The 19,947-nt window shown below is 69.8% G+C and carries 13 protein-coding genes; 8 read left to right on the forward strand and 5 right to left on the reverse strand.

Features of this window, described 5'->3' with window-relative positions; genetic code table 11:
* Positions 1 to 9 precede the first annotated feature (9 nt).
* On the forward strand, positions 10 to 507 hold the full coding sequence (locus ACQPZO_RS12290) for a hypothetical protein (RefSeq protein WP_433349821.1): 498 nt from the start codon (positions 10 to 12) through the stop codon (positions 505 to 507).
* A 71-nt stretch (positions 508 to 578) separates the two neighbouring features.
* On the opposite strand, the gene ACQPZO_RS12295 is transcribed toward ACQPZO_RS12290, so the two are convergent.
* A complete protein-coding gene (locus tag ACQPZO_RS12295; protein WP_433349822.1) occupies positions 579 to 1,487 on the reverse strand; it encodes a hypothetical protein in 909 nt (302 codons plus the stop codon).
* 165 nt (positions 1,488 to 1,652) lie between these two features.
* On the opposite strand from ACQPZO_RS12295, the gene ACQPZO_RS12300 reads away from it, so the two are divergent.
* Entirely contained in the window at positions 1,653 to 2,513 is an 861-nt protein-coding gene (locus ACQPZO_RS12300) for a MerR family transcriptional regulator (RefSeq protein ID WP_433349824.1), read from the forward strand.
* Positions 2,514 to 2,567: 54 nt separating this feature from the next.
* Entirely contained in the window at positions 2,568 to 3,299 is a 732-nt protein-coding gene (locus ACQPZO_RS12305; RefSeq protein WP_433349826.1) for a hypothetical protein, read from the forward strand.
* Between the two features lie 309 nt (positions 3,300 to 3,608).
* Here ACQPZO_RS12305 and ACQPZO_RS12310 read toward each other — a convergent pair whose 3' ends face one another.
* Both ACQPZO_RS12310 and ACQPZO_RS12315 read right to left on the reverse strand, forming a co-directional pair.
* A complete protein-coding gene (locus ACQPZO_RS12310; protein ID WP_433349827.1) occupies positions 3,609 to 5,417 on the reverse strand; it encodes a S8 family serine peptidase in 1,809 nt (602 codons plus the stop codon).
* Between the two features lie 47 nt (positions 5,418 to 5,464).
* Positions 5,465 to 7,207 carry a hypothetical protein gene (locus ACQPZO_RS12315; protein ID WP_433349829.1) on the reverse strand — a complete coding sequence of 581 codons (1,743 nt, stop codon included), beginning with the start codon at positions 7,205 to 7,207 and terminating at the stop codon, positions 5,465 to 5,467.
* A gap of 312 nt (positions 7,208 to 7,519) precedes the next feature.
* On the opposite strand from ACQPZO_RS12315, the gene ACQPZO_RS12320 reads away from it, so the two are divergent.
* Positions 7,520 to 8,101: a sigma-70 family RNA polymerase sigma factor gene (locus ACQPZO_RS12320; protein WP_433349832.1), complete on the forward strand. Its 582-nt coding sequence runs from the start codon at positions 7,520 to 7,522 to the stop codon at positions 8,099 to 8,101.
* A gap of 106 nt (positions 8,102 to 8,207) precedes the next feature.
* Here the strand turns inward: ACQPZO_RS12320 and ACQPZO_RS12325 are convergent, their stop codons facing one another.
* Both ACQPZO_RS12325 and ACQPZO_RS12330 read right to left on the reverse strand, forming a co-directional pair.
* Positions 8,208 to 8,750, reverse strand: a complete 543-nt coding sequence (locus ACQPZO_RS12325; RefSeq protein WP_433349835.1) for a hypothetical protein — start codon at positions 8,748 to 8,750, stop codon at positions 8,208 to 8,210.
* A gap of 59 nt (positions 8,751 to 8,809) precedes the next feature.
* Complete coding sequence (locus tag ACQPZO_RS12330; protein WP_433349837.1) at positions 8,810 to 11,482, reverse strand: right-handed parallel beta-helix repeat-containing protein; 2,673 nt, start codon at positions 11,480 to 11,482, stop codon at positions 8,810 to 8,812.
* Between the two features lie 205 nt (positions 11,483 to 11,687).
* Here ACQPZO_RS12330 and ACQPZO_RS12335 point away from each other — a divergent pair, with 205 nt between their 5' ends.
* From ACQPZO_RS12335 to eccCb, 4 genes are read left to right on the forward strand one after another with little or no spacing between them, the layout of a single operon-like run.
* On the forward strand, positions 11,688 to 14,438 hold the full coding sequence (locus tag ACQPZO_RS12335) for a hypothetical protein (protein WP_433349839.1): 2,751 nt from the start codon (positions 11,688 to 11,690) through the stop codon (positions 14,436 to 14,438).
* Positions 14,439 to 14,464: 26 nt separating this feature from the next.
* Positions 14,465 to 14,977 (forward strand): WXG100 family type VII secretion target, encoded by a 513-nt coding sequence (locus ACQPZO_RS12340; RefSeq protein WP_433349841.1) that lies wholly within the window; start codon positions 14,465 to 14,467, stop codon positions 14,975 to 14,977.
* 48 nt (positions 14,978 to 15,025) lie between these two features.
* A complete protein-coding gene (locus ACQPZO_RS12345) occupies positions 15,026 to 15,790 on the forward strand; it encodes a hypothetical protein (RefSeq protein WP_433349842.1) in 765 nt (254 codons plus the stop codon).
* A gap of 28 nt (positions 15,791 to 15,818) precedes the next feature.
* Positions 15,819 to 19,862 carry a type VII secretion protein EccCb gene (eccCb, locus tag ACQPZO_RS12350; RefSeq protein WP_433349845.1) on the forward strand — a complete coding sequence of 1,348 codons (4,044 nt, stop codon included), beginning with the start codon at positions 15,819 to 15,821 and terminating at the stop codon, positions 19,860 to 19,862.
* The last annotated feature ends 85 nt before the right edge of the window (positions 19,863 to 19,947 follow it).

Consider the following 19,947-nt stretch of genomic DNA (forward strand, 5'->3'; position numbering starts at 1 on the left):
GTCACCGGGTTGATCGTCGGTGGCTCGCTCAGCGGGCTGGTGTTGGGGTTGCTCTCGGGGCTGTCGGCTCCCCTGCCCGGCCCGTGGCGGTACGCCGGCGTCGTGGCGGTGGCGGTGCTGGGGCTGCTCCGCGAGTTGGGCCTGGTACCGATCCGGCTACCGCAGAACGCCCGGCAGGTACCGCAGGACGTGCTTCAGCGCAGCCTGCGGCGCGGGGCGCTGCAGTTCGGCTTCGAACTCGGCACCGGGGTCCGCACCTACGTCTCGGCGAGTGCTCCGTACGTGTTGGCCGCCGCCCTTCTCCTCGGCGGTCAGCGCCTGCACGTCGCGCTGCTCGCCGGGGTCGGATTCGGTGTCGGGCGCGCGTTGACCCCGCTGGCCCGTCGTGCCGCTGGCACCGGCGACAGGTGGGACGCCGACCTCCGGGTCCGGATTCGGACGATCACCGTCGGGGCGGGCTTCGTGCTCGTGGCCGCCCTCAGCCTGCTGGCCGTGCGGCAGATCTGAGGGCGGCGCGGAGGTCTTCAGCGCCGCCCGGCCAGCGCCGGTGAGCGGGTATTCCACGCCCGCCGGCGGTCTTAGCGGGTGGCGTCGCCCGGTCGACCTGGACCGGTCCCGGAGCGCCGGTGACCGATGCGGGGAGCCCGCACCACCGGGGAACTGCCGGACGCCGGGCGGAAATCCCGGGCCGCGTCGGCCACCATCGCATCGGGATCGCGACCGAGGGCCTGCCGGATGTGCGGCGGGACGAACTCGGATGTCGCCATCGCCAGCCGGACCTGCACCGAACGGTCGTCAACCAGGCGTTCCAGATCCGCCTCGGCCAGTTCAACCGAGCGGACCAGCGCGGCACGGACATCGACCACGGAGTCCTGGGCAAGCGCGCTGCGCTGCTCGGCGGTGGTCCGCGGATTGCGGGCGACCCCCTTGCGCACCCGTGCGGTGCGGTCGGCCATCAGGGCGGTGATCACGTCGGGGTCGTGGGTGTGGGTGGCGAGTCGTTCCCGTACCTCGGGTGAGACGTCGTCGATCAGCTTGGCGGCCAGCTCAGGCTCCAACTCCCGCAGCTCCGCGAGGAGACCACGAAGCTCCTTGTCGGATGCCTCCGACATCACCTGGCGAATCGACTCGTCGCAAGCCGGGTTGCCGGCGACCGCCCAACGGACCCACCGGTCGTCGTCCTTGACGAGACGCAGGAGATTGCCGACCGAGGCCGAAGGGTTTCTCGCGACGGCCTCCCGAACCTGACGATCGTAGTCCCGGGTCAGCGGTCGCAGTGCCTGCGCGGGTGCGTCGGCCCGGGCCGCGACCGCCTTACGGACCACGACCGACGGGTCGGACGCCAACTCGAAGAGGGCCATCTGTGATGTTGCGGGGTCCTGCGCGAGGGCGAGCCGCGCGTCGACGCTGTCACCGGTCGCACGGTGGGCGGTGGTATCTGACCCGCTGTGACCGTCGGGCCCGCCGACGTCCTGCTGCTTCCCCATGGGCGCAATCATGTCACGGGCCCACCGGGCAGCTACCACGGCCGGCAGTAACCGTCAGTAGCGCTCGGCGGCGTGGGCGTGGTCGGACCAAGGGGTCGCCGTTTCGCGTGGGTGGCCAGCCGTCATGGTTGACCTCGCCCCAGGGGCAGGGGACAGACTCCCGATATGCCACGGTGGTTGACGAGCGGTGAGTTCCTGATTCAGTCGCGACTGAGTCCGAAGGCGTTGCGCCTCTACGGCGGACGGAAGCTCCTGACCCCGGCGCACGTCGACCCTCACACCGGTTACCGGTACTACGGTCTCGACGAGCTCGACCGCGCTCGCCGGATCACTCTGCTCCGCGCGATCGGCATGCCTCTGGCGGACATCGCCGACGTGCTCAGCGTCTCCGGCCCACAATCGGTCAGCAGGGTGGAGGCGTACTGGCGTGACGCCGAGACCAGCCACTCCGCCCGCCGGCCGCTGGTGAGCCACCTGTTGGAACTCCTCAACGATCAAGGAACCCCCATGGCCTACAAGGTGCATCATCGCGACGTACCTGCTCAAAAGGTGATCTTCATCCAGCGACACGTGACCGCCGATCGGCTTCCCGACTTCCTGCCCGAGGTCACGCAGTTGCTGTTCGACCACCTCACCGCTGCCCGCGGCGTGCTGTCCGGCCCGGTGTTCGTCGCCTACCACGGGCTGGTCAGCGAGGACTCCGACGGGCCCGTCGAGGTGTGTGTCCCGACGAGCGACCCGGTCGAGCCCGAAGGGCCGGTCGGGGTCCGGATCGAGCGAGCACACCGGCAGGCGTACGTGTCGCTGACGAAAGCGCAGGCGACGTACCCGGCGATCCTGCAGGCCTACGACGCGATCGGTACGTGGCTTCGCGAGAACGACCAGGTGCTGAGTGCGTCAGCCCGGGAGATCTACCTTCCGAACTGGGCCACCGCCGCCGACGAGGAGCATTGCGTCGACGTCGGATTCCCCTGCCAACCCGCCGCGCGGGCCGTTGCGGGTCCAGACGAACGGCGAACCACGTAGACCCCTGCGGCTGTACGACTTCTGCGCGAGAGCCGGTAGCGGGCTAGCCTCCTGATGGAGATCACTGAGGAGTTGGCCATGCTGAACCTGTTGATCCGCCCCGCGTCTGCCCTTCGTGCCGCTGCCGCAGCGGTGCTGACCGCCGGTGTCGCCGCATCCATGCTGGCCTGCGCAACGCAGGCCCCCGAGGCCGGGAGTTCCGCCGCCTCGCCGACGACATCGGCACCCACCACCGACAGCGGCGCGACCGGGAACGTGCCCTCGCCCACCGGCGGCTCAAGGTCGGAAGGCGGGTCGCCGGCGGGCGGCGCGGACCCGATCCTGCGGGGTGAACGGCAGGTCGTGTTGCGGCCGGTCGGGTCGTTCGAGTCGATTCTGGCGGTCGACGCCAAGGGCCGGCTGAACCTGACCGACGGCGACACGGACAAGAGTCTGTTCGTGTTGCTGCCCGCCAGCGGGAACAAGTACCAGATCAGGACCGCGAAGGCACACAACGGCGGTGAGCCCGACTGCATGGGCCTGCGCGACAACGGCAGCGCACCGGCGACGGTCGTGGCGGCCGCCTGCGACTCCCGCCGGGCCGGTCAACTGTTCACCATCGAGAAGACGCGGGAGAGGGATCAGGGCCGCCCGACGTACACCATCGGCGGCGAGGGCAAGGTCTACCTGCGCGCGGTGGACGGGCAGGGCCTGACCGCCCAACGGGTGGGCGGGGGCGACGCGGGCGAGGGCCTGACCTTCGACTTCGTCGACAACGGCGTCGCCCCCGCAGGCCCGGGCGACTGAGCCCTTGACCGGTCGTACGGCCCGGACCCCCGTCGGCAGGGGATCCGGGCGAACACGTCGAGCACCGCCTACGGCATGCCGATCAGCGCCGGAACAGCATGTCGGCCGGCCAGCTGTTGCCCGATGGGCACGGCCGGGTCTGTAGCTTCTTGTCGGACGCGGCCAGGCTGGTGCACCGACCGGTTTCCAGGTTGCGATAGGCGACCACCGTGCCGGACGGTGCCGGCCCGCTGGCCTGAGGATGATCGACGGCTGGGCCGCCTTCGTGGGGCTCTGGGCGCCCTGTCGTGCCGACTCGGACCGGGAGTTCTATTCACGTACGGAGGGGGCGGATTGCCGGGGTAGCAGGCTCGTCTTCGTCGGATCCGCGGGTGCAGGCGACATACCGGGGCCTGACCGATGGCGCCCGCCGACACCGACAGCGGCTTCGCCGACTGAGGGCACCGCGCCCCCGGGTGACGCTCCGCCGCCCCCGGTGTCCCCCCGGTCGGGGGCCTTACCCGGTGAACCGTCGGCCGGCCCGTCCTGGGCCGGGTGTACCAGTCGGCGCACCCGGAAGGCCAGCAGTCCGGCGGCGACCAGCCCCACCACGCCGACGATGATCAGCGCCATGGTCCGGTTGCCCGAGGTGGGGCCATCGTCGACCGAGCGCCGGGCCGTCGGGGCGACCGCGTGATGTTCCTCGGCCAACTCGCGGGTGACAGCGGCGGCGGGGTTGATTGTCCCGTACCCGTAGCGTTTGTCCGGCACCGCGTCCGACATCTTGTCGGCGGTCACCTGCACCCGGTGGGTGACCTGGGCCGCGTCGAGGCCCGGGTAGGCGGCCCGGACCAGGGCCACCTCGGCGGCCACGAACGCCACCGCGTATGGGGTGCCGTTGCTGGCCAGTACGCCGGTTCCGGTAACCCCGAGGGTGGTCACGTTCAGCCCGGGCGCGACGACGTCGACCATGCTGGGTCGGTAGGAGGCAGCCGACTGGCCGCCCACTCCGACACCGCCGACCCGGAGCACCCCGCCACCACCGGCAACCATGTCCGGTCCGGCGGGCGCGGCCGTGGTCGGCGCGCCGAACACCACCACGATGTTCCGGCTGACGGCCGCCGCGACCGCCTTCGCCACGGCGGCGTCACTGGTGTTCACGTAGGAGCCGAGCGCGATGACCGTGGCACCGGCCGAGGTGGCCACCTCGATGCCGGCCGCCTGGTCGGAGGCCCGGGCCTTCGCCTTGGTGGTAACGATCCGCACCGGCATCACGGTGGCGTCCGGCGCGATGCCGGACAGCGCGCTGCCCTGCGTGGGCTTGGCCACGATGATGCCCGCCATGCCGGTGCCCGAACCCAGGCAGTCGGTGTTGCCACGGCCGCTGCCGGAGACGACGTCCGCGCCGAGGGCCACGCGCCCGGCCAACTGCGCCAGGCTGCCGTCCGCGCCGGAGTCCACGATCGCCACCAGTTGACCCTTGCCCCGGCTGTGCGCCCAGGCCTGGTCGGGGGCCAGGCGCAGGGCGGCCCAGTTGGACTGGGAGTTGGAGGTGGTCGCGGCGGCGCACTGGCCGCTCTTGTAGGTGGGCTTGGGCGCCGCGCTGGGCACCACGGCCGGGTTGCCGGCGCGGGGTGCCTGGGTGTTCGTCGGTGCGCGCGGGGGCGTCGACTGCCCGGGCGTCGCCGGTGCCGGCGCCGAGCCCGAGCCCGAGGGCGCGGGCTTCGAGTTCTTCTGGGGCAGCAACCCGTACTGCACGCCCGTGCCGACCGCGTCCCAGGGCAGCACCAGTTGCCAGCCGGGACGCAGGATCTTGGGGTCGCTCAGCTTGTCGCCGTTGAGCTGCGTGCGGCCCACGTTCAGGCTGAAGATCTCCACCGACCGGTCGGTGGTGCCCAGGAACCGCTGGGAGATTCCGCCGAGCGTCTCCGGGGCGCCCTGGTAGGACGACGTGACGGTGTAGTACTTCACGTATTCGGCACCCTCCGAGGGCGCCGCGCCGGCGGGGCGACCGGCCAGCAGCAGCCCCGTCACGATCGCGACGAGACCCGCCACCGCCCCGGTCACCGTGCCGTACCGGCGGCCGGTGCTGGCCGTCCCGGGACGGCGGAAGCCAACATTCACCTGGTCAACAGCCACCGTTGGTCCTTGGCGTAGGTCTGGGTTGACATCATGATTTCTGACTCCTAGCCCCACGTGGCGTTGTCGAGCTGGAAGTTCCCGACCCAGTTCGGGTAGGTGGTGCCGACCGCCTGGAAGGTGACCTCGATCCGGGTCACCGACGACACCGAGGACCAGTTGGCCAGGTTCACCGAGAGGGTCGTCCAGGTGTCCGCCGGGGGGGCGAGGGTCGCGATCACCCGGCTGCCGTCGCTGCCGGTCAGCGCGACGGTCGCGCGGTAGCCGGTCGCGCCCTGCACCCCACCGAAGCAGTTGAACTGCACCTTGAACATGGCCTTCTTGGACATGTTGATCGGTTTCGCGGGCGCGATGTACACGCTTCGCGGGGTGGTGCTGGCGATGTACTCGCCGACGGCCTGCAGGCAGGATCCGGCGTAGCAGGTTCTCGGACGGTTCTCGAACGAGGTGACCCGCTCCACGCGAGCGATGTTCTGGCCACGCTGCCAGCCCATGGTGCCGGATTCGAAGTTGTAGCCGGTCGGCGCGGCAGGCGGGTTGGGCCGCGGCGCGGCAGGCGACTGGGCGGCGGGCGGCGGGCTGGCGGGTGACTGGCTGGGTGACGGCGCGGGCGACTTCGAAGGCGACGCCGAAGCTGTCGGTGAGGGCGGCGCGCCGAGCCGCTTGTCCTTGGCGTAGTGGTCCACGTAGGCCAGAACGCGATTGGTGTTGTCCTGGAGCGCTGGGGCCTGTGGTGCGCCGCCGGCCGCACGGACGGCGCCGGTGCCCCACTGGAACGCCGCCAGAGCGAGCGTGTACGGGTCGCCTGCGGTCAGTGCGGAGAGCTGCCCGGACAGGTCGCACATGACGCTGCCGAGCAGGGGGATCGCGGAGTGGGGGTCCCAGGGCGAGGCGCCGGGGGAGTTCGACGCGGCCGTGTACTGGGCCCAGATCTCGGGGAGGAACTGGGCGATGCCCTGGGCGCCGTTGGCGGAGCGCATGTTCGGGTCGAAGCCGGAGGCGGCCATGAGTTGGGCGGCGATCCGCGCCGGGGTGACGGCGAGGCAGATGTTGCCGGCGCGGACGACGTCGGCGACGTACTGCTGGGGTAGAGGTTTGGCGCTGGCCGCCGCGGCGGCCAGCGGGAGGCCGGGCGATGCGTTGGCGGTGGGGTCCAGGCCACCGAACTGTGGTTGGCGGCTGTACCACTCCGCGTACGCGGAAACGGTGTCGACGTAGTTCTGGGCGCTGGCCGGTATGGCCTTGACGTCGAGCACCGCTTGCAGCCCGGCATGGGTGGCGGCGACGGCAGTGCGCCAGGGGTCACCCGAGACCCCGGCGGCTCGGAGTTGGCCGACCATCTCGCAGGTGTGGTGGGCGAGGGCAACGACGTTGGCCCGTCGATCGCTGAGTTGCGCCTTCGGCCATGGCTCCCACCTGCGCCACGTGGTGTCGTCGAGGCCGGCGAGGCCCCGGACGTTGCCGCGGGCGACGGCGCCGGAGTCGAAGCCGCTGGCGGCCATGACCTGTGCGGCCAGGCGCGGCCCGGTCAGCGCGGGGCAGGACAGTGCGGCGCTCTGGATGGTGGGCAGGTCGCCGGCCGGGACCGGTTTGCCGGTCAACCGGTCGTTGCGGGCCTGGGCCGGGGCGAACTCCAGGAGGCCCACCGTGACCAGCGCCATCACCAGCACCAGGGCCAGGGCCAGGTCGATGCGCTGCAGGCGGCTCTGCCCGCGGGCCATTCGGGCCACTGGGCGGGCGACTGTCGCGGCGTGCCGGGCCAGCCGTCGGCGCAAGGCGGTTACCTTCACGGATCGCTCTCCCCTGTACGTTCGTTGTCGCGTGCACGACGAGCGAAAGCCGAAGCCGGTTCATTTTCCGGCATCACGATATCGGACGCGGTCGGACCGAAGCGGTGCAGCGGCCCGTCGGAGGCCCACGATGGACGGCCGAGTTCCGAACAGGGCACGTCTCGCCGGGAAGGTTAGCCATGTGTCGGTACCTCCGCCGATGTCTGGATATTTCGGCCCGCCGCGCCTGCCGGAGGCGTCGGGACGGCCACGATCATCTTCTGGATTGTTTCCGATGTGAACCTTGAGGGGTACTGCCACGTAGTGCAGTCCATGGACTCGGCCGTGGGACACTCGTCGCCTACTGAGGGACGTCCCGCCCGGACAGATGATGGGGCGCTACGTCACCTGTACCAGGCGCACGCCCCCATCCTGCTGAGCTACCTGCTGCGCCTGACCAACGGTGACCGGCACCGGGCGGAGGACATCGTGCAGGAGACCCTGCTGCGCGCCTGGAAACATCCCGAGGCGCAGTCGGCGGACGGCCGCTGGAGCCGGGCCTGGCTGTTCACGGTCGCCCGGCGGATCGCCATCGACCAGGTCCGCGCCGCACAGGCACGGCCCGCCGAGACGTCGGACGAGCGGATGGAATCGTTCTCCCGGCCCGACGACGAGATCGACCGACTGCTCGACGCGCGCGAGGTGCGGGCGGCGCTGGCCGCCCTGCCCGAGCGGCTGCGCACGGCGCTGGTGGCCGTCTACTTCCAGGACTACTCGATCGCCGAGGCAGCGCAGGCGCTGGACGTGCCGCCCGGCACTGTGAAGTCCCGAACCTTCTACGCCCTGCGGGCACTGCGGGAGCAACTCCTCGAGCGCGGGTTCACGCCGGGCACCCAGGCGCGCGACGAGCGCTGAGCGCACCCGCCGCGCGCCCGGCCAGAGGCGCGGCCCGTCGCCGTCGCCCCGGCGGCGGCGCGAACCCTCCGAGCCACCACCGCCGGGGCGACGACGGCCCACCCGGTCACTCCGTCGGCACGAAGGATTTCTTGTCGGCGTTGGTGTAGACCTGCGGCACCGTGTTCAACATTCCGACGTACTCGCCGACCAGGTACAACGTGTCCGCGATGGCCAGCAGGCCGTTGTCGAGCGCGGCCCGCATATCCGGCGTGTTCTTCACCAGCTCTGGGCTGGGATGGACGCTCTTGGGGGTATTACCCGTGCCCCTTCCTTCCCTCGCCGCCGAGTACACATACTTCACGTCACCGAGGTCGCCCTTATGGTCCTGCTGGAAGACCCAGTCCTTGTATTCGTTGGTCATGTTCTTCAGCGCCTCGTACGACGTCACCGCGTCCATCAACGGCGGGAGGAGAGCGTTCTGCGCGTCGTAGAACGGGGAGAGCACCACCGAGAACTCCGGCACGATGGGGACGGAGGCGTTCGGGTCCCCCTCGCCGGCCGTCGCGTCCGGCAGTTCCCCGGTGATCTGCTTCGGCCAACCAGCAGCGTTCATCGTCACGTCGGGCGGGGTGACATCCTTGAGTGGGGTCTTTACCTCGTCGGCCACTGGGCACTCCTCTCGGGTCGGGTGGTCTTCCTCCGCAGGTCGGCGTCACGGCCGCCGCCTTACTGCTCCCGCAGTGGGCCCTCCTCCGGCACGTCCGCAGGTAGCAGGGTGCTGAGCTGTTCCTTGGTCGGGTCGTTGTCGTCGGCGATCCGGTAGGCGTGCCGCTCGGTCATCTCCTGGAAGACCTGGCGGGCGAACCGACCGTTGCCGGACCGCTCCGCCTGGCGCACCGACGAGAAGTAGGTGTTCAGGGCCGCCCGGGTGACATCGGCCAACTGGTACTCGTGCTGGCCGGCGTGGTGCGCCACGATGTCGACCAACTCGTCGGGCACGTAGTCGTCGAAGGTCAGGGTGCGGTTGAACCGTGACGACAGGCCCGGGTTCGCCGCGATGAAGCGGATCATCTCGTCCGGGTACCCGGCGACGATCACCACCACCTGATCGCGGTGGTCCTCCATCAGCTTGACCAGCGTCGAGATGGCCTCCTGGCCGAAGTCGTTGGATTGGCCGTCGGGCACCAGGGCGTACGCCTCGTCGATGAAGAGCACGCCGCCGATCGCCCGGCGGAACGCGGCCTGCGTCTTCGGTGCGGTGTGGCCCACGTACTCACCGACCAGGGAACCCCGGTCGACCTCCACCAGATGACCCTGCGTGAGCATCCCCAGCGCGTTGAGGATCTGCCCGTAGACCCGGGCGATCGTGGTCTTCCCAGTGCCCGGGTTGCCGGCGAAGACCAGGTTGCGGGAGAGCGGCGGCGGGGCCAGGCCCGCCTCCTGCCGGCGCTTCACCATTTGCATCAGCCGGACCAGGGTGCCCACGTCGTGCTTGACCCGGGTCAGCCCGACGAGATCGTTCAACTGCCCCAGCAGGCTGTCCAGATCCGGTCGCTCCTGCGCCTCGGTCTCCGACCCGGCACCGGCCGCCGCCGGTGCGCCGCCCGGCTGACCGGCCAGCACCCGGCGGGCCGGCGTCTCGGTGGTCGGCATGCTGACCGACCGCACGTTGCTGGTCGTGCAGTCGACGAACGTCGGCTCGCTTCCCTCGGCCAGGTTCAAGTCGCTGTCGGTGTCCTCCACGTGGCACCGCCGGATCCGGGGACTGGCCTGCGCGCCCAGGAAGAGGGCGGGGAAGTGGCTCCCCGAGACGGTCAGGTCATCCACCACCCCGGCGCTGCCCGTGCCGAAATAGACCCCGTTCTTGCCGCAGTTGCGCACCCGCAGCGTGCGCACCACCGGCCGGGCGCCGTCCCACACCACCAGGCCGCTGCCCCCGGCGTCGAGGATCACGCAGTCCTCGATGGTCGCCGCGCTGTCCCTGTCGAGGAAGACCCCGGCGCCGCCGCTGTCGGAGAAGTGGCTGTCGCGTACGGTCGGGCCGGAGCCCGGCCCCGCCTCCAGGCCGGCCTGGGGCGTCGAGCGGACCGTGCAGTCCTCGAAGAGCGGCCGGTGGGAGCTCTCCACCCGGATCCCGACGGCCACGTTCTCGATGGTGGTGTGCCGCACCGTCGCGTCGCCGTCCTCCTCGACCTGCACCCCGGTCATCTCGGTGCGCTTCACCGTGCCGCCGGACATCCGCAGGAACGAGCGCCCGGTGACCCGTACCCCGTGCTGCGGGGTGCCGCTGATCGTGCAGTCGTCGAGTTCGACGTCGGCGTGCCCGGCCAGGTGCACCGAGCTGAACGAGGAGTCGCGCAGCGCGCAGCGCCGCAACACGACGTGGGAGTCACCGTCGGCGAAAAGGCCGTTGGCACCTGCCCCGTTGAGCGTGGACTCGGCCGCCTCCAGGCGCGCGTCCCGGACCGCCAACCCGGTGCTGCCGGTGGTGCCGATCTCGCACCCGGTCAGGACCATGCGTGCGCCCGACTGCGCGTACAGGCCGCTGCGCGTCGAATCGTCCACCTTGACGCTGCGCGCCGTGAGCTGCGCCGCGCCGTACGCCGAAAGGCCGTTGCCGCCGCTGCGGGTGACGACGGTGTCGCCCACCTCGGCCTGGCATGCCCCCGCGTCCGCCGCCGGCGGATGCGCATCGGCGGAGTCCGCGTCGCGCGCCACGCCGACCAGGCGGATGCCGTCGCCGGCGGTGTCGCTGACCCGCCCCGCGCGCAGCGTCACCCGGGCCTGCTCCTGCGCGTGTACGCCCACGCCGCCGGTGTGCGTCACGGTGCACTCGTCGAGCTCGGCCGAGGCCCGGTCCGACACCACGATTCCGTTGCCGGTCGGCCGGGTGATCGTCGTGTGGCGCAGCGTCATCCGGGCTGACTGGCCGACCACCACGGCGTCGCCGTCGACTTCCTCGATGGCGCAGCCGATCACCTCGGCCTGGGCGTCCCCGCGCAACCGCAGCCCTGCTCCGACGGTCGAGTGAATGCGGCAGTCGCGCAGCACCGGCCGGGCCCACCCGTCCGCCGCCACCTCGCCGCCCGACACGTCACAGTCGACCAACGTCAACACACCGTCGCTGGTGTGCACCGCCCCACGCACGGTCAGGCCGTGCACCATGGCCGCGCCCGCCCGGCTGACCAGGGCCGGGCCGTCGGTCGACACCAGTTCCACCGGGCCGTGCTCGCGGTCGGCCACGATGCTGATGTCCCGGTCGATCAGAACGCTCTCGTGGTAGACGCCCCGGGACACACTGATCACCGAACCGCTGGACGCCGCCCGCAGCGCCGCAGTGATGGTGCGGTGGCTGCCCCACCCCCTGGCCGCGACCCGCTGGGTGCCACGGCCCCTCACCGGTGGGGGGCTGGGCGGTGTGGTGGCGGTCATGGCCGTGTAAACGGTGGCACGCGGGCGATGGTTCATGTCCCGCTCGTTGGGTCGGCCGGGGTCGCTCGAATCGGCCACTGCCATGTCCCCGTCTGCGTCTGGCAGGCTGAGCCGCGCCCGCGCCGTGCCAGTCGCCCCGCGCGGACGAGCCGGTCGCGTGAGGAGCTAGCCGATGGCTGAACAGCAGGTCACCCAGCCGGACGGATCGACCGTCTACTACGACGACGAGTCAGGCCAGGCGAATCGCCAGGTATGGCCCGACGGTCAGGTGACGACGTTCGAGTACCGGGGCGAGCAGTACGTCACCACGACGGGTGAATCGCATGTCTTGTATACGGCGGATGGGGTTCGGGTAAAGGCGTGGGAGGGCGGGGATGAGTCGTCGGCGTCGTTTTTTGGGGATCTGGGTGGTGGCCGTTATTCGTTGACTGGCCCTGATGGCGGGGTGGCGGAGTATGCGGCGGATGGTCAGGTGTTGTTGCAGCGGTCGCCTGATGGTGTGGTGACGTCGTTCGAGCATCGTGCCGGTGGTGCATATGTGGGTACGACGGGTGATTCGCATGTGTTGTATGGGGCGGACGGTAATCCGGTCAAGGTGTGGAAGGGTGCGGACGAGGGTTCGGCGTCGACGTATTCGCGGTCGGGTAATGGTTCTTATTCGTTGACTGATTCTGACGGTTCGAGGACGAGTTTCTCGGCTGATGGCCGTATGGTGGAGCGGGTTGGTCCTGACGGCGAGGTCACGACGTTTGATTATCGCGGTGATCAGTATGTGGGTACGACCGGTGATTCGCATGTGTTGTATGGGGCGGACGGTAATCCGGTCAAGGTGTGGAAGGGTGCGGACGAGGGTTCGGCGTCGACGTATTCGCGGTCGCCGGATGGTTCGTATTCGTTGACTGATTCTGACGGTTCGAGGACGAGTTTCTCGGCTGATGGCCGTATGGTGGAGCGGGTTGGTCCTGACGGCGAGGTCACGACGTTTGATTATCGCGGTGATCAGTATGTGGGTACGACCGGTGATTCGCATGTGTTGTATGGGGCGGACGGCAACCCGGCCAAGGTGTGGAAGGGCAATGACGAGGGTTCGGCGTCGATGTATTCGAGGTCGCCGGATGGTTCGTACTCGTTGACCGACCCTGACGGTTCGAGGACGAGTTTCTCGGCTGATGATCGTATGGTGGAGCGGGTTGGTCCTGACGGCGAGGTCACGACGTTTGATTATCGCGGTGATCAGTATGTGGGTACGACCGGTGATTCGCATGTGTTGTATGGGGCGGACGGCAACCCGGCCAAGGTGTGGAAGGGCAATGACGAGGGTTCGGCGTCGATGTATTCGAGGTCGCCGGATGGTTCGTATTCGCTGACGGACCCTGACGGTTCGAGGACGAGTTTCTCGGCGGATGATCGTATGGTGCAGCGGGTTAGTCCCGATGGGGAAGTGACAACGTTCGATTATCGCGGTGATCAGTATGTGGGTACGACCGGTGATTCGCATGTGTTGTATGGGGCGGACGGCAACCCGGCCAAGGTGTGGAAGGGCAATGACGAGGGTTCGGCGTCGACGTATTCGAGGTCGCCGGATGGTTCGTACTCGTTGACCGACCCTGACGGTTCGAGGACGAGTTTCTCGGCGGATGATCGTATGGTGCAGCGGGTTAGTCCCGATGGGGAAGTGACAACGTTCGATTATCGCGGTGATCAGTATGTGGGTACGACGGGTGATTCGCATGTGTTGTATGGGGCGGATGGTAGTCCGGCTAAGGTGTGGAAGGGCGATGACGAGGGTTCGGCGTCGACGTATTCGAGGTCGCCGGATGGTTCGTATTCGCTGACGGACCCTGACGGTTCGAGGACGAGTTTCTCGGCTGATGATCGTATGGTGGAGCGGGTTGGTCCTGACGGCGAGGTCACGACGTTCGCGTATCGCGGTGATCAGTATGTGGGAACGACCGGCGACTCTCACGTCTTGTACGGCGAGGACGGCAACCCGATCAAGGTATGGAACGGCGACGACGAGAGTTCGGCGGCGTTCTACAAGAACCTGCCCGGTGGCGGTTACCAACTCGACGGCCCGGACGGCGTGGTCGAGTATTCGGCGGACGACCATCTGATGAGGTCAGTCTCCAAGGAAGACGGCACGATCACCACTTACGAGTACCGGGGCGATCAGTACGTGGGGACGAGCGGCAACACCCACGTGTTGTACGGGTCGGACGGAATTCCGATCAAGATTTGGCAGGGCGATGACGAGTCGAAAGCCTCGACATACAAGGTCCTCGATGACGGCCACTACGCGCTGACCGATCCCGACGGCGTGGTGACGGAGTACAACGAGACCGATCAGGCGGTCCGGATCGAGAAACCCGGTGAGCAGCCGCAGACGATCGATTGGCTCTCCGATAACTCCTACATCGTCACCCAGGGTGACGGACACAGCAAGTACGACGCCGAAGGCCATCTGGTGCAGACCTGGACCGGCAACGACCCGTCCACCGGCACCCACTACCACTATCCGTCCGGCGGGGGCGTCGTCACCCAAGGTCCGAACGGCACCACCTCGTACGGCCCGGACGGTAGGCCGATCGTGACGATCAGCCCAGACGGCAAGGTGACCACCTGGAGGGTCGACCTGCCGGCGTTGCACGAGGCCGCCAACTCGGTGCAGAAGGCGAGGGACCTCATCGCGGAGCGCCTGAAGACCGTCCAACGGAACTTCGACACCATCCAGTCCATGTGGATGAGCCCCGCCGGCAACACGTTCTCGTTGCTGGCAGGGAACTTCAAGAAGGCGAGCGACGTCCTCGACGAGGCGCTGGGGGAGGGGGTGCAGCGGATGCGTTCGTCCTATCTGAACTACGTCATCTCCGAGGAGCAGAACGCCGCCAACATCGCCGAGATAGCGAAGGCCGGACACAAGTAGCCAGGCAACCAGCGGAGAGGCATCGGATGACCAACCCGGACGAACACCCGAACGAAGCAATTCCCTACGACTACGCGGGGAGACGGATCGTGGTCAACCCGACGGAGGTGGCGGGCTGCGCGAAGGAGCTGGACAGGGCTGCCGGCGAGATCGAAACTCTGATCCAGAGCGTGCACTCGATCTGGGAGGGCCTCAAGCTGGGCTGGACCGGCCGGACCCAGGCCGAATCGGAGGAGTTCAACGAGCTGTGGCTCCGCGCGATGTCGGACATGTTCGCCTCGAAGGACGGTGAGCCGGGTGCCCTGTCGAAGATTCACTACATGGCGAACGCCGCTGCGGCCAACTACGCCCACGCCGAGGACTCGTTGAGCAAAACGCTCCGCGATTTCTGGCTGGCCCTGGAGGGCGAGGGCGACCGCAAGCTGCCCTCAGCAGTCCCCTATATGCCGGCGGGTGCCCCGGCACCGCCGCCCGAGCCGCTCAAGCCTGGCCCTCGCACCGCCGGGCCGATCACGGAGGTGATACCGGCAAGCCCGTGAACCCGGGCACCCGTACGGGCGTTTAGGGGGAGTTGAGCAAAAGAGCGGATGAGGCAGGTCGTGACGGGCGTCGAGACGCAGCACCGGGACAGAGGGTTCGGCCCGCCCGCTGAGCAACGGCGGGAGTTCACCCGTGCGTTCAGGGAGCAGGGCTGGGCGCGACCGAATCTGGAGCGGCCGACCGCCAAGCCGCACGTGACGATGGTCGTGGCCACGGTTGCGACGCTTATCGCGCTGCTCGGCGGCGTAATCATGCAGTTGATCAAGCCGGTGAAGCTGGAGTCGGCCAAGGCGGCCCCGGCGGCACCCACCGCCGGGGCCAGCTACACGGCGGTCGCCGGCTGGGACTGCGCGGCGGCCGACGACCACGGCTTCACCGCCAACGGGCGCGGGCCGACCTGGTTGACCGTCGGCCAGGGTGGCTGGAGCAAGGACGGCTGCCACGGCGACTACGTGGCGGTCCCGTTCTCCGGCACCGGCTCCGGCGCGGCGACCCCGGCCACCGCCCAGTGGTGGTTCCGGCCGACGACCGAGATGCGCAGCTGCACCGTCGAGGTCTTCGTGCCGGCCCCGGACCGGGCCGCCTACCGGCCGGTGGCGCGCGCCGCGTACTCGGTGCTCAACGAGCCGGGCGGCGCGGAGTTCGCCCGGTTCGAGGTCCGGCAGGACGCCGCCGAGGGCGGCTGGGTGACCGGCGGGACCTGGCTGGTCGGAAAGAGTGGCATCGCGGTGCGGTTGTCCGCAGCGGGCGACCCGCCGGCCAAGCGGGCCATGCTCGCGGTGGCGCACGTGAGGGTCAGGTGCACCGGGTGACGCGGTCGAACCGGCAGGGGAAGAGGGCATGACTCGACTGGCATTCCACCGGCCGCCGCGGTTCCTGCCGCCCGCGCTCTCCACCGAGCCGATCGCGTTGCCGCCACCACCGGAGGCCGGCACCGGCACGAACACCAGTGGCTGGGTCGCGATGATCCTGCCGCTGCTGAGCTCGGTCAGCATGGCCGGTTACATGATCACGTATGGCCGTCCCATCCTGATCGCCTTCGGTGTGCTCTTCGTGGTGATGTCGATCGGTGTGGCCATCGCCATGCGATCGCAGACGCGCAGCAGCAACCGTCGGGAGGTGCGCCGCCAGCGCCGCCGTTACCGGGCGCACCTCGACGAGGCCCGCGCGCAGGCCAGGGCCCACGCCGCCGCGCAGCGCACGGTCAACGCGGTCAACCAGCCGGACCCGCTGCGGCTCTGGTCCATCAGCACGTCGCTGGACCGGGTCTGGGAACGCCGCCCGGAGGATCCGGACTTCATGCGGGTACGCATCGGCCTGGGGCGGGTCGCCCTGAGCCCGCCGATGCAGATGAGCCAACGCCTCGACCCCCTGGGCGAGTACGACTGGGAGTCACTGACCGCCGCGAAGAAGCTCGTCTCCCGCCTGGGCTGGGTGGAGGACCAACCGGCCGTCGTGGACCTCGCCGAGGCCGGCGTGGTGAGTCTGCTCGGGCCACCGGAGAGGACCGAGGGCCTGGCGCGGGCGATCCTGACCCAACTCGCGGTCCTGCACGCGCCGGACGACGTGGTGATCGCCGTCGAGTCCTCCGGCGGCGGGAACTGGGAGTGGGCCAAGTGGCTGCCGCACGCGCTGGAGCCGGACGCCGCCGGCGAGGCCGGCGTGCTGCCCCTGGTCCGGGTGGACCCGGTCGATCTCGCCGGCTTCCTGGATCGGGAGATCCGCAAGCGTCAGGAGCAGATCGCCGTACGGCGCGTACAGATCAGTTTCGACCGCTCCCAGACGCCTCGGATGCAGCGCCTGGTGGTGCTCTTCACCGGCTTCCAGCCGGTCTCCGAGTGGGGTCGCTCGGAGCTGCTGCGCTCGCTGTTGCAGGCGGCCGGCCCGCAGCTCGGCATCACGGCGCTCTTCCTGGCCCGGCGTGAGCTGGACGAACCGAGCCGGGTCGACCTGCGCATCCGGCTGACCGAGGACGGCCACGCCGCGGTGGAGGGCCGCGCCGAGCTGATGACCGCCCCCGTACCCGACTGCGCGCCGGACAGCCTAAATATCCGCGTCGCGGAACTGGTCGCCCGCCGCCTGTCGCCGCTGCGCCTGATCGACGAACGCGACCAGGTGCTGATCCGGGACGTGTCGCTGACCGACATGCTCTTCGTGGGCGACCCGCTGGCCATCGACCCGACCACCCTCTGGGTACGACCGGACAGCAGCCGACTGCTGCGCGTACCGATCGGCACCGACAGCGAGGGCGGCACCGTCCTGCTCGACCTCAAGGAGGCGGCGCAGGGCGGCGCAGGCCCGCACGGGCTGATCGTCGGCGCGACCGGCTCCGGCAAGAGCGAGCTGCTGCGGACCCTGGTGACCGGCCTCGCGCTCACCCACTCGCCCGAGGTGCTCAGCTTCGTGCTGGTCGACTTCAAGGGCGGGGCCGCGTTCGCGCCGCTGGCCGGGCTCCCGCACGTCGCCGGCCTGATCACCAACCTGGTCGGCGACCAGACGATGATCAGCCGAATGCACGCCGCGCTCCTCGGTGAGCAGCAGCGCCGGCAGCAGATGCTGCGCGACGCCGGCGACGTGGACTCCATCCGCGAGTACCAGACCCGCCGGGCCGCCGGGGTCAAGAAGGCAGACGGTACGGAGCTGGATCCCATGCCGTACCTCATGATCATCGTGGATGAGTTCAGCGAGCTGCTCTCCGGTCGACCCGAGCTGGTCGACCTCTTCGTGCAGATCGGCCGAGTCGGGCGAAGTCTCGGCATGCACCTGCTGCTGGCCACCCAGCGACTCGAGGAGGGCCGGCTGCGCGGTCTCGACTCGCACCTGTCCTACCGGATCTGCCTGCGCACCTTCTCCGCCAGCGAGAGCCGCACGGTGATCGGCACCACCGACGCCTACCAACTGCCCTCGATCCCCGGCTCCGCCTACCTGAAGGTCGGTGAGTCCGTCTACCTGCGGCTGCGGGTGGCGCACGTCTCCACGCCGTACCTGACCAGCGAGCAGCGCACCGAGGCGGGCGGCCTGCTCCGCGCGGTCGTCCCCTTCACGGTCGGGCCGCTGCCCGACAGCGCGCTCCAGCAGCCCGCCGAGGAGGCACCGGTGGGGGAGCCGACGCCCGCCGGCCCGACCGAGCTCCAGGTCCTCGTCGACCGGATGAAGCCCATCGCCGTCCTGGCCCACCAGGTGTGGCTGCCGCCGCTGCCGCCGGTCATCCCGTTGGACCTGCTGCTCGGCACGCCGGCCGTGCGCAGCGGTCGCGGCCTCTGCGCCCCCGAATGGCCGGGGTCGGACATGAAGGTCGCCATCGGGGTGCTCGACCGCCCGCTGCACCAGGAACAGCAACTGCTGATGATGGATTTCGGGGGCACCCAGAGCAACCTCGCGCTGGTCGGTGCCCCGCAGACCGGTCGAAGCAGCTTCCTGCGCACGGTGCTGCTCAGCGCGATGCTCACCCACACCCCGGAGGAGATGCAGTTCTACTGCATCGACTTCGGCGGCGGCACGCTCTACCCGTTCGCCGACGCCCCCCACGTCGGCACCGTGGCCGGGCGCAGCGACGAGGAGTTGGTTCGCCGCACCCTCAGCGAGGTCCACACCCTGATCGCGGAGCGCGAGGAGCAGTTCCGCTCCCTCGGGGTCGACTCCATCGCCGAGTTCCGGGCCCGGCGTTTCGCCGGGCGGTTGCCCCGGGGCGTGCGGACGGCCGACATCTTCCTGCTCATCGACAACTGGGGTGCGCTGCGCGCCACCTTCGAGGAGGCGGACGCGATGGTCGCCGAGATCGCCTCGCGAGGGCTCGGCGTCGGCATCCACCTGGTGCTGACGGCCGGCCGCTGGATGGAGATCCGTCCGGCGCTGCGGGACTCCATCGGCACCCGGATCGAGCTGCGACTCAACGACCACAACGACTCGGAGATCAACCGTAAGCTCGCCGCGCAGATCCCGGCCGGTGTGCCCGGCCGGGGGCTGACCGCTCCCGGGCTCTACCTGCACATGGCCGTGCCCAGGGTGGACGGGGCCGAGACGACCGACGGGCTGCGCGAGGCGCAGGCGGCCGTCATCGAGGAGGCGGCCAGGAACTGGTCGGGGCCGGTTGCCCCCCCGGTCAAGCTGCTGCCCGCCACGATCTCGCTGCCCGACGTGCTGGCGCTGCCCGCGCGGCAGGACGACGGGACGCCCATCGGCATCGCCCAGCGCGACCTGGGGCAGGTCACCCTCGACCTCTCCGGCGACGAGCGGCACCTGCTCGTCTTCGGCGACAGCGGCTCGGGTAAGAGCTCCTTCCTGCGTACGTGGATTGCCTCCACGGTGGCCCGCCGCTCTGGCTGGGAGGTCCGGTTCGTCGTCGCCGACTACCGTCGCAGCCTGCTCGGCGTCGTCCCCGAGGAACACCTGGGTGCCTACGCGGCCGACCCGGAGACGCTGAAGGTCTATGTCGAACAGGTCGCCGGCAAGCTGCGCGAGCGGATTCCCCCATCCACGGTGACCCCGCAGCAGCTCGCCGCGCGCAACTGGTGGGAGGGGCCGGACATCTACCTGGTGGTGGACGATTACGACCTGCTCGGCGGCGGCATGAACGGCCCGCTGCGGGCGCTCGTCGAGTTCCTGCCGCACGCCCGCGACATCGGCTTCCACCTCGTGCTGGCCCGCCGCGTCGCCGGCTCCTCCCGGGCGCTCATGTCCGACCCGCTGGCGACCCGGATGCAGGAGATGGGCACCGTCGGGCTGATCCTCAGCGGCGACCGCCGGGAGGGCGCGCTCGTCGGCGACCACCGGGCGGCCCAACGCCCACCCGGCCGGGGCGTGCTGGTGACGCGCTCGGGGGCCGAGCTGATCCAGGTGGCGCTCAGCGAGGACGCGATGGCAACCAGCGGGGCCGCTTCGTGACACCCCCGCAGCGGCATCACCGGTGTCCGGTGATCGGGGAACTACCGGTGTCCTCTCCGCAAGGCCCAGGCTGTTACGGACGTGG

Origin of the sequence: Micromonospora sp. CA-111912 (genome assembly GCF_050948415.1) — a bacterium.
In the GTDB taxonomy this organism is placed as follows: domain Bacteria; phylum Actinomycetota; class Actinomycetes; order Mycobacteriales; family Micromonosporaceae; genus Micromonospora.

Excerpts from the sequence above, each read along its gene's own strand:
- ACQPZO_RS12295 (WP_433349822.1), bottom strand. The coding sequence starts at position 1,487 with ATGGGGAAGCAGCAGGACGTCGGCGGGCCCGACGGTCACAGCGGGTCA.
- ACQPZO_RS12300 (WP_433349824.1), top strand. The coding sequence starts at position 1,653 with ATGCCACGGTGGTTGACGAGCGGTGAGTTCCTGATTCAGTCGCGACTG.
- ACQPZO_RS12305 (WP_433349826.1), top strand. The coding sequence starts at position 2,568 with ATGGAGATCACTGAGGAGTTGGCCATGCTGAACCTGTTGATCCGCCCC.
- ACQPZO_RS12320 (WP_433349832.1), top strand. The coding sequence starts at position 7,520 with ATGGACTCGGCCGTGGGACACTCGTCGCCTACTGAGGGACGTCCCGCC.
- ACQPZO_RS12335 (WP_433349839.1), top strand. The coding sequence starts at position 11,688 with ATGGCTGAACAGCAGGTCACCCAGCCGGACGGATCGACCGTCTACTAC.
- ACQPZO_RS12340 (WP_433349841.1), top strand. The coding sequence starts at position 14,465 with ATGACCAACCCGGACGAACACCCGAACGAAGCAATTCCCTACGACTAC.
- ACQPZO_RS12345 (WP_433349842.1), top strand. The coding sequence starts at position 15,026 with ATGAGGCAGGTCGTGACGGGCGTCGAGACGCAGCACCGGGACAGAGGG.
- eccCb (WP_433349845.1), top strand. The coding sequence starts at position 15,819 with ATGACTCGACTGGCATTCCACCGGCCGCCGCGGTTCCTGCCGCCCGCG.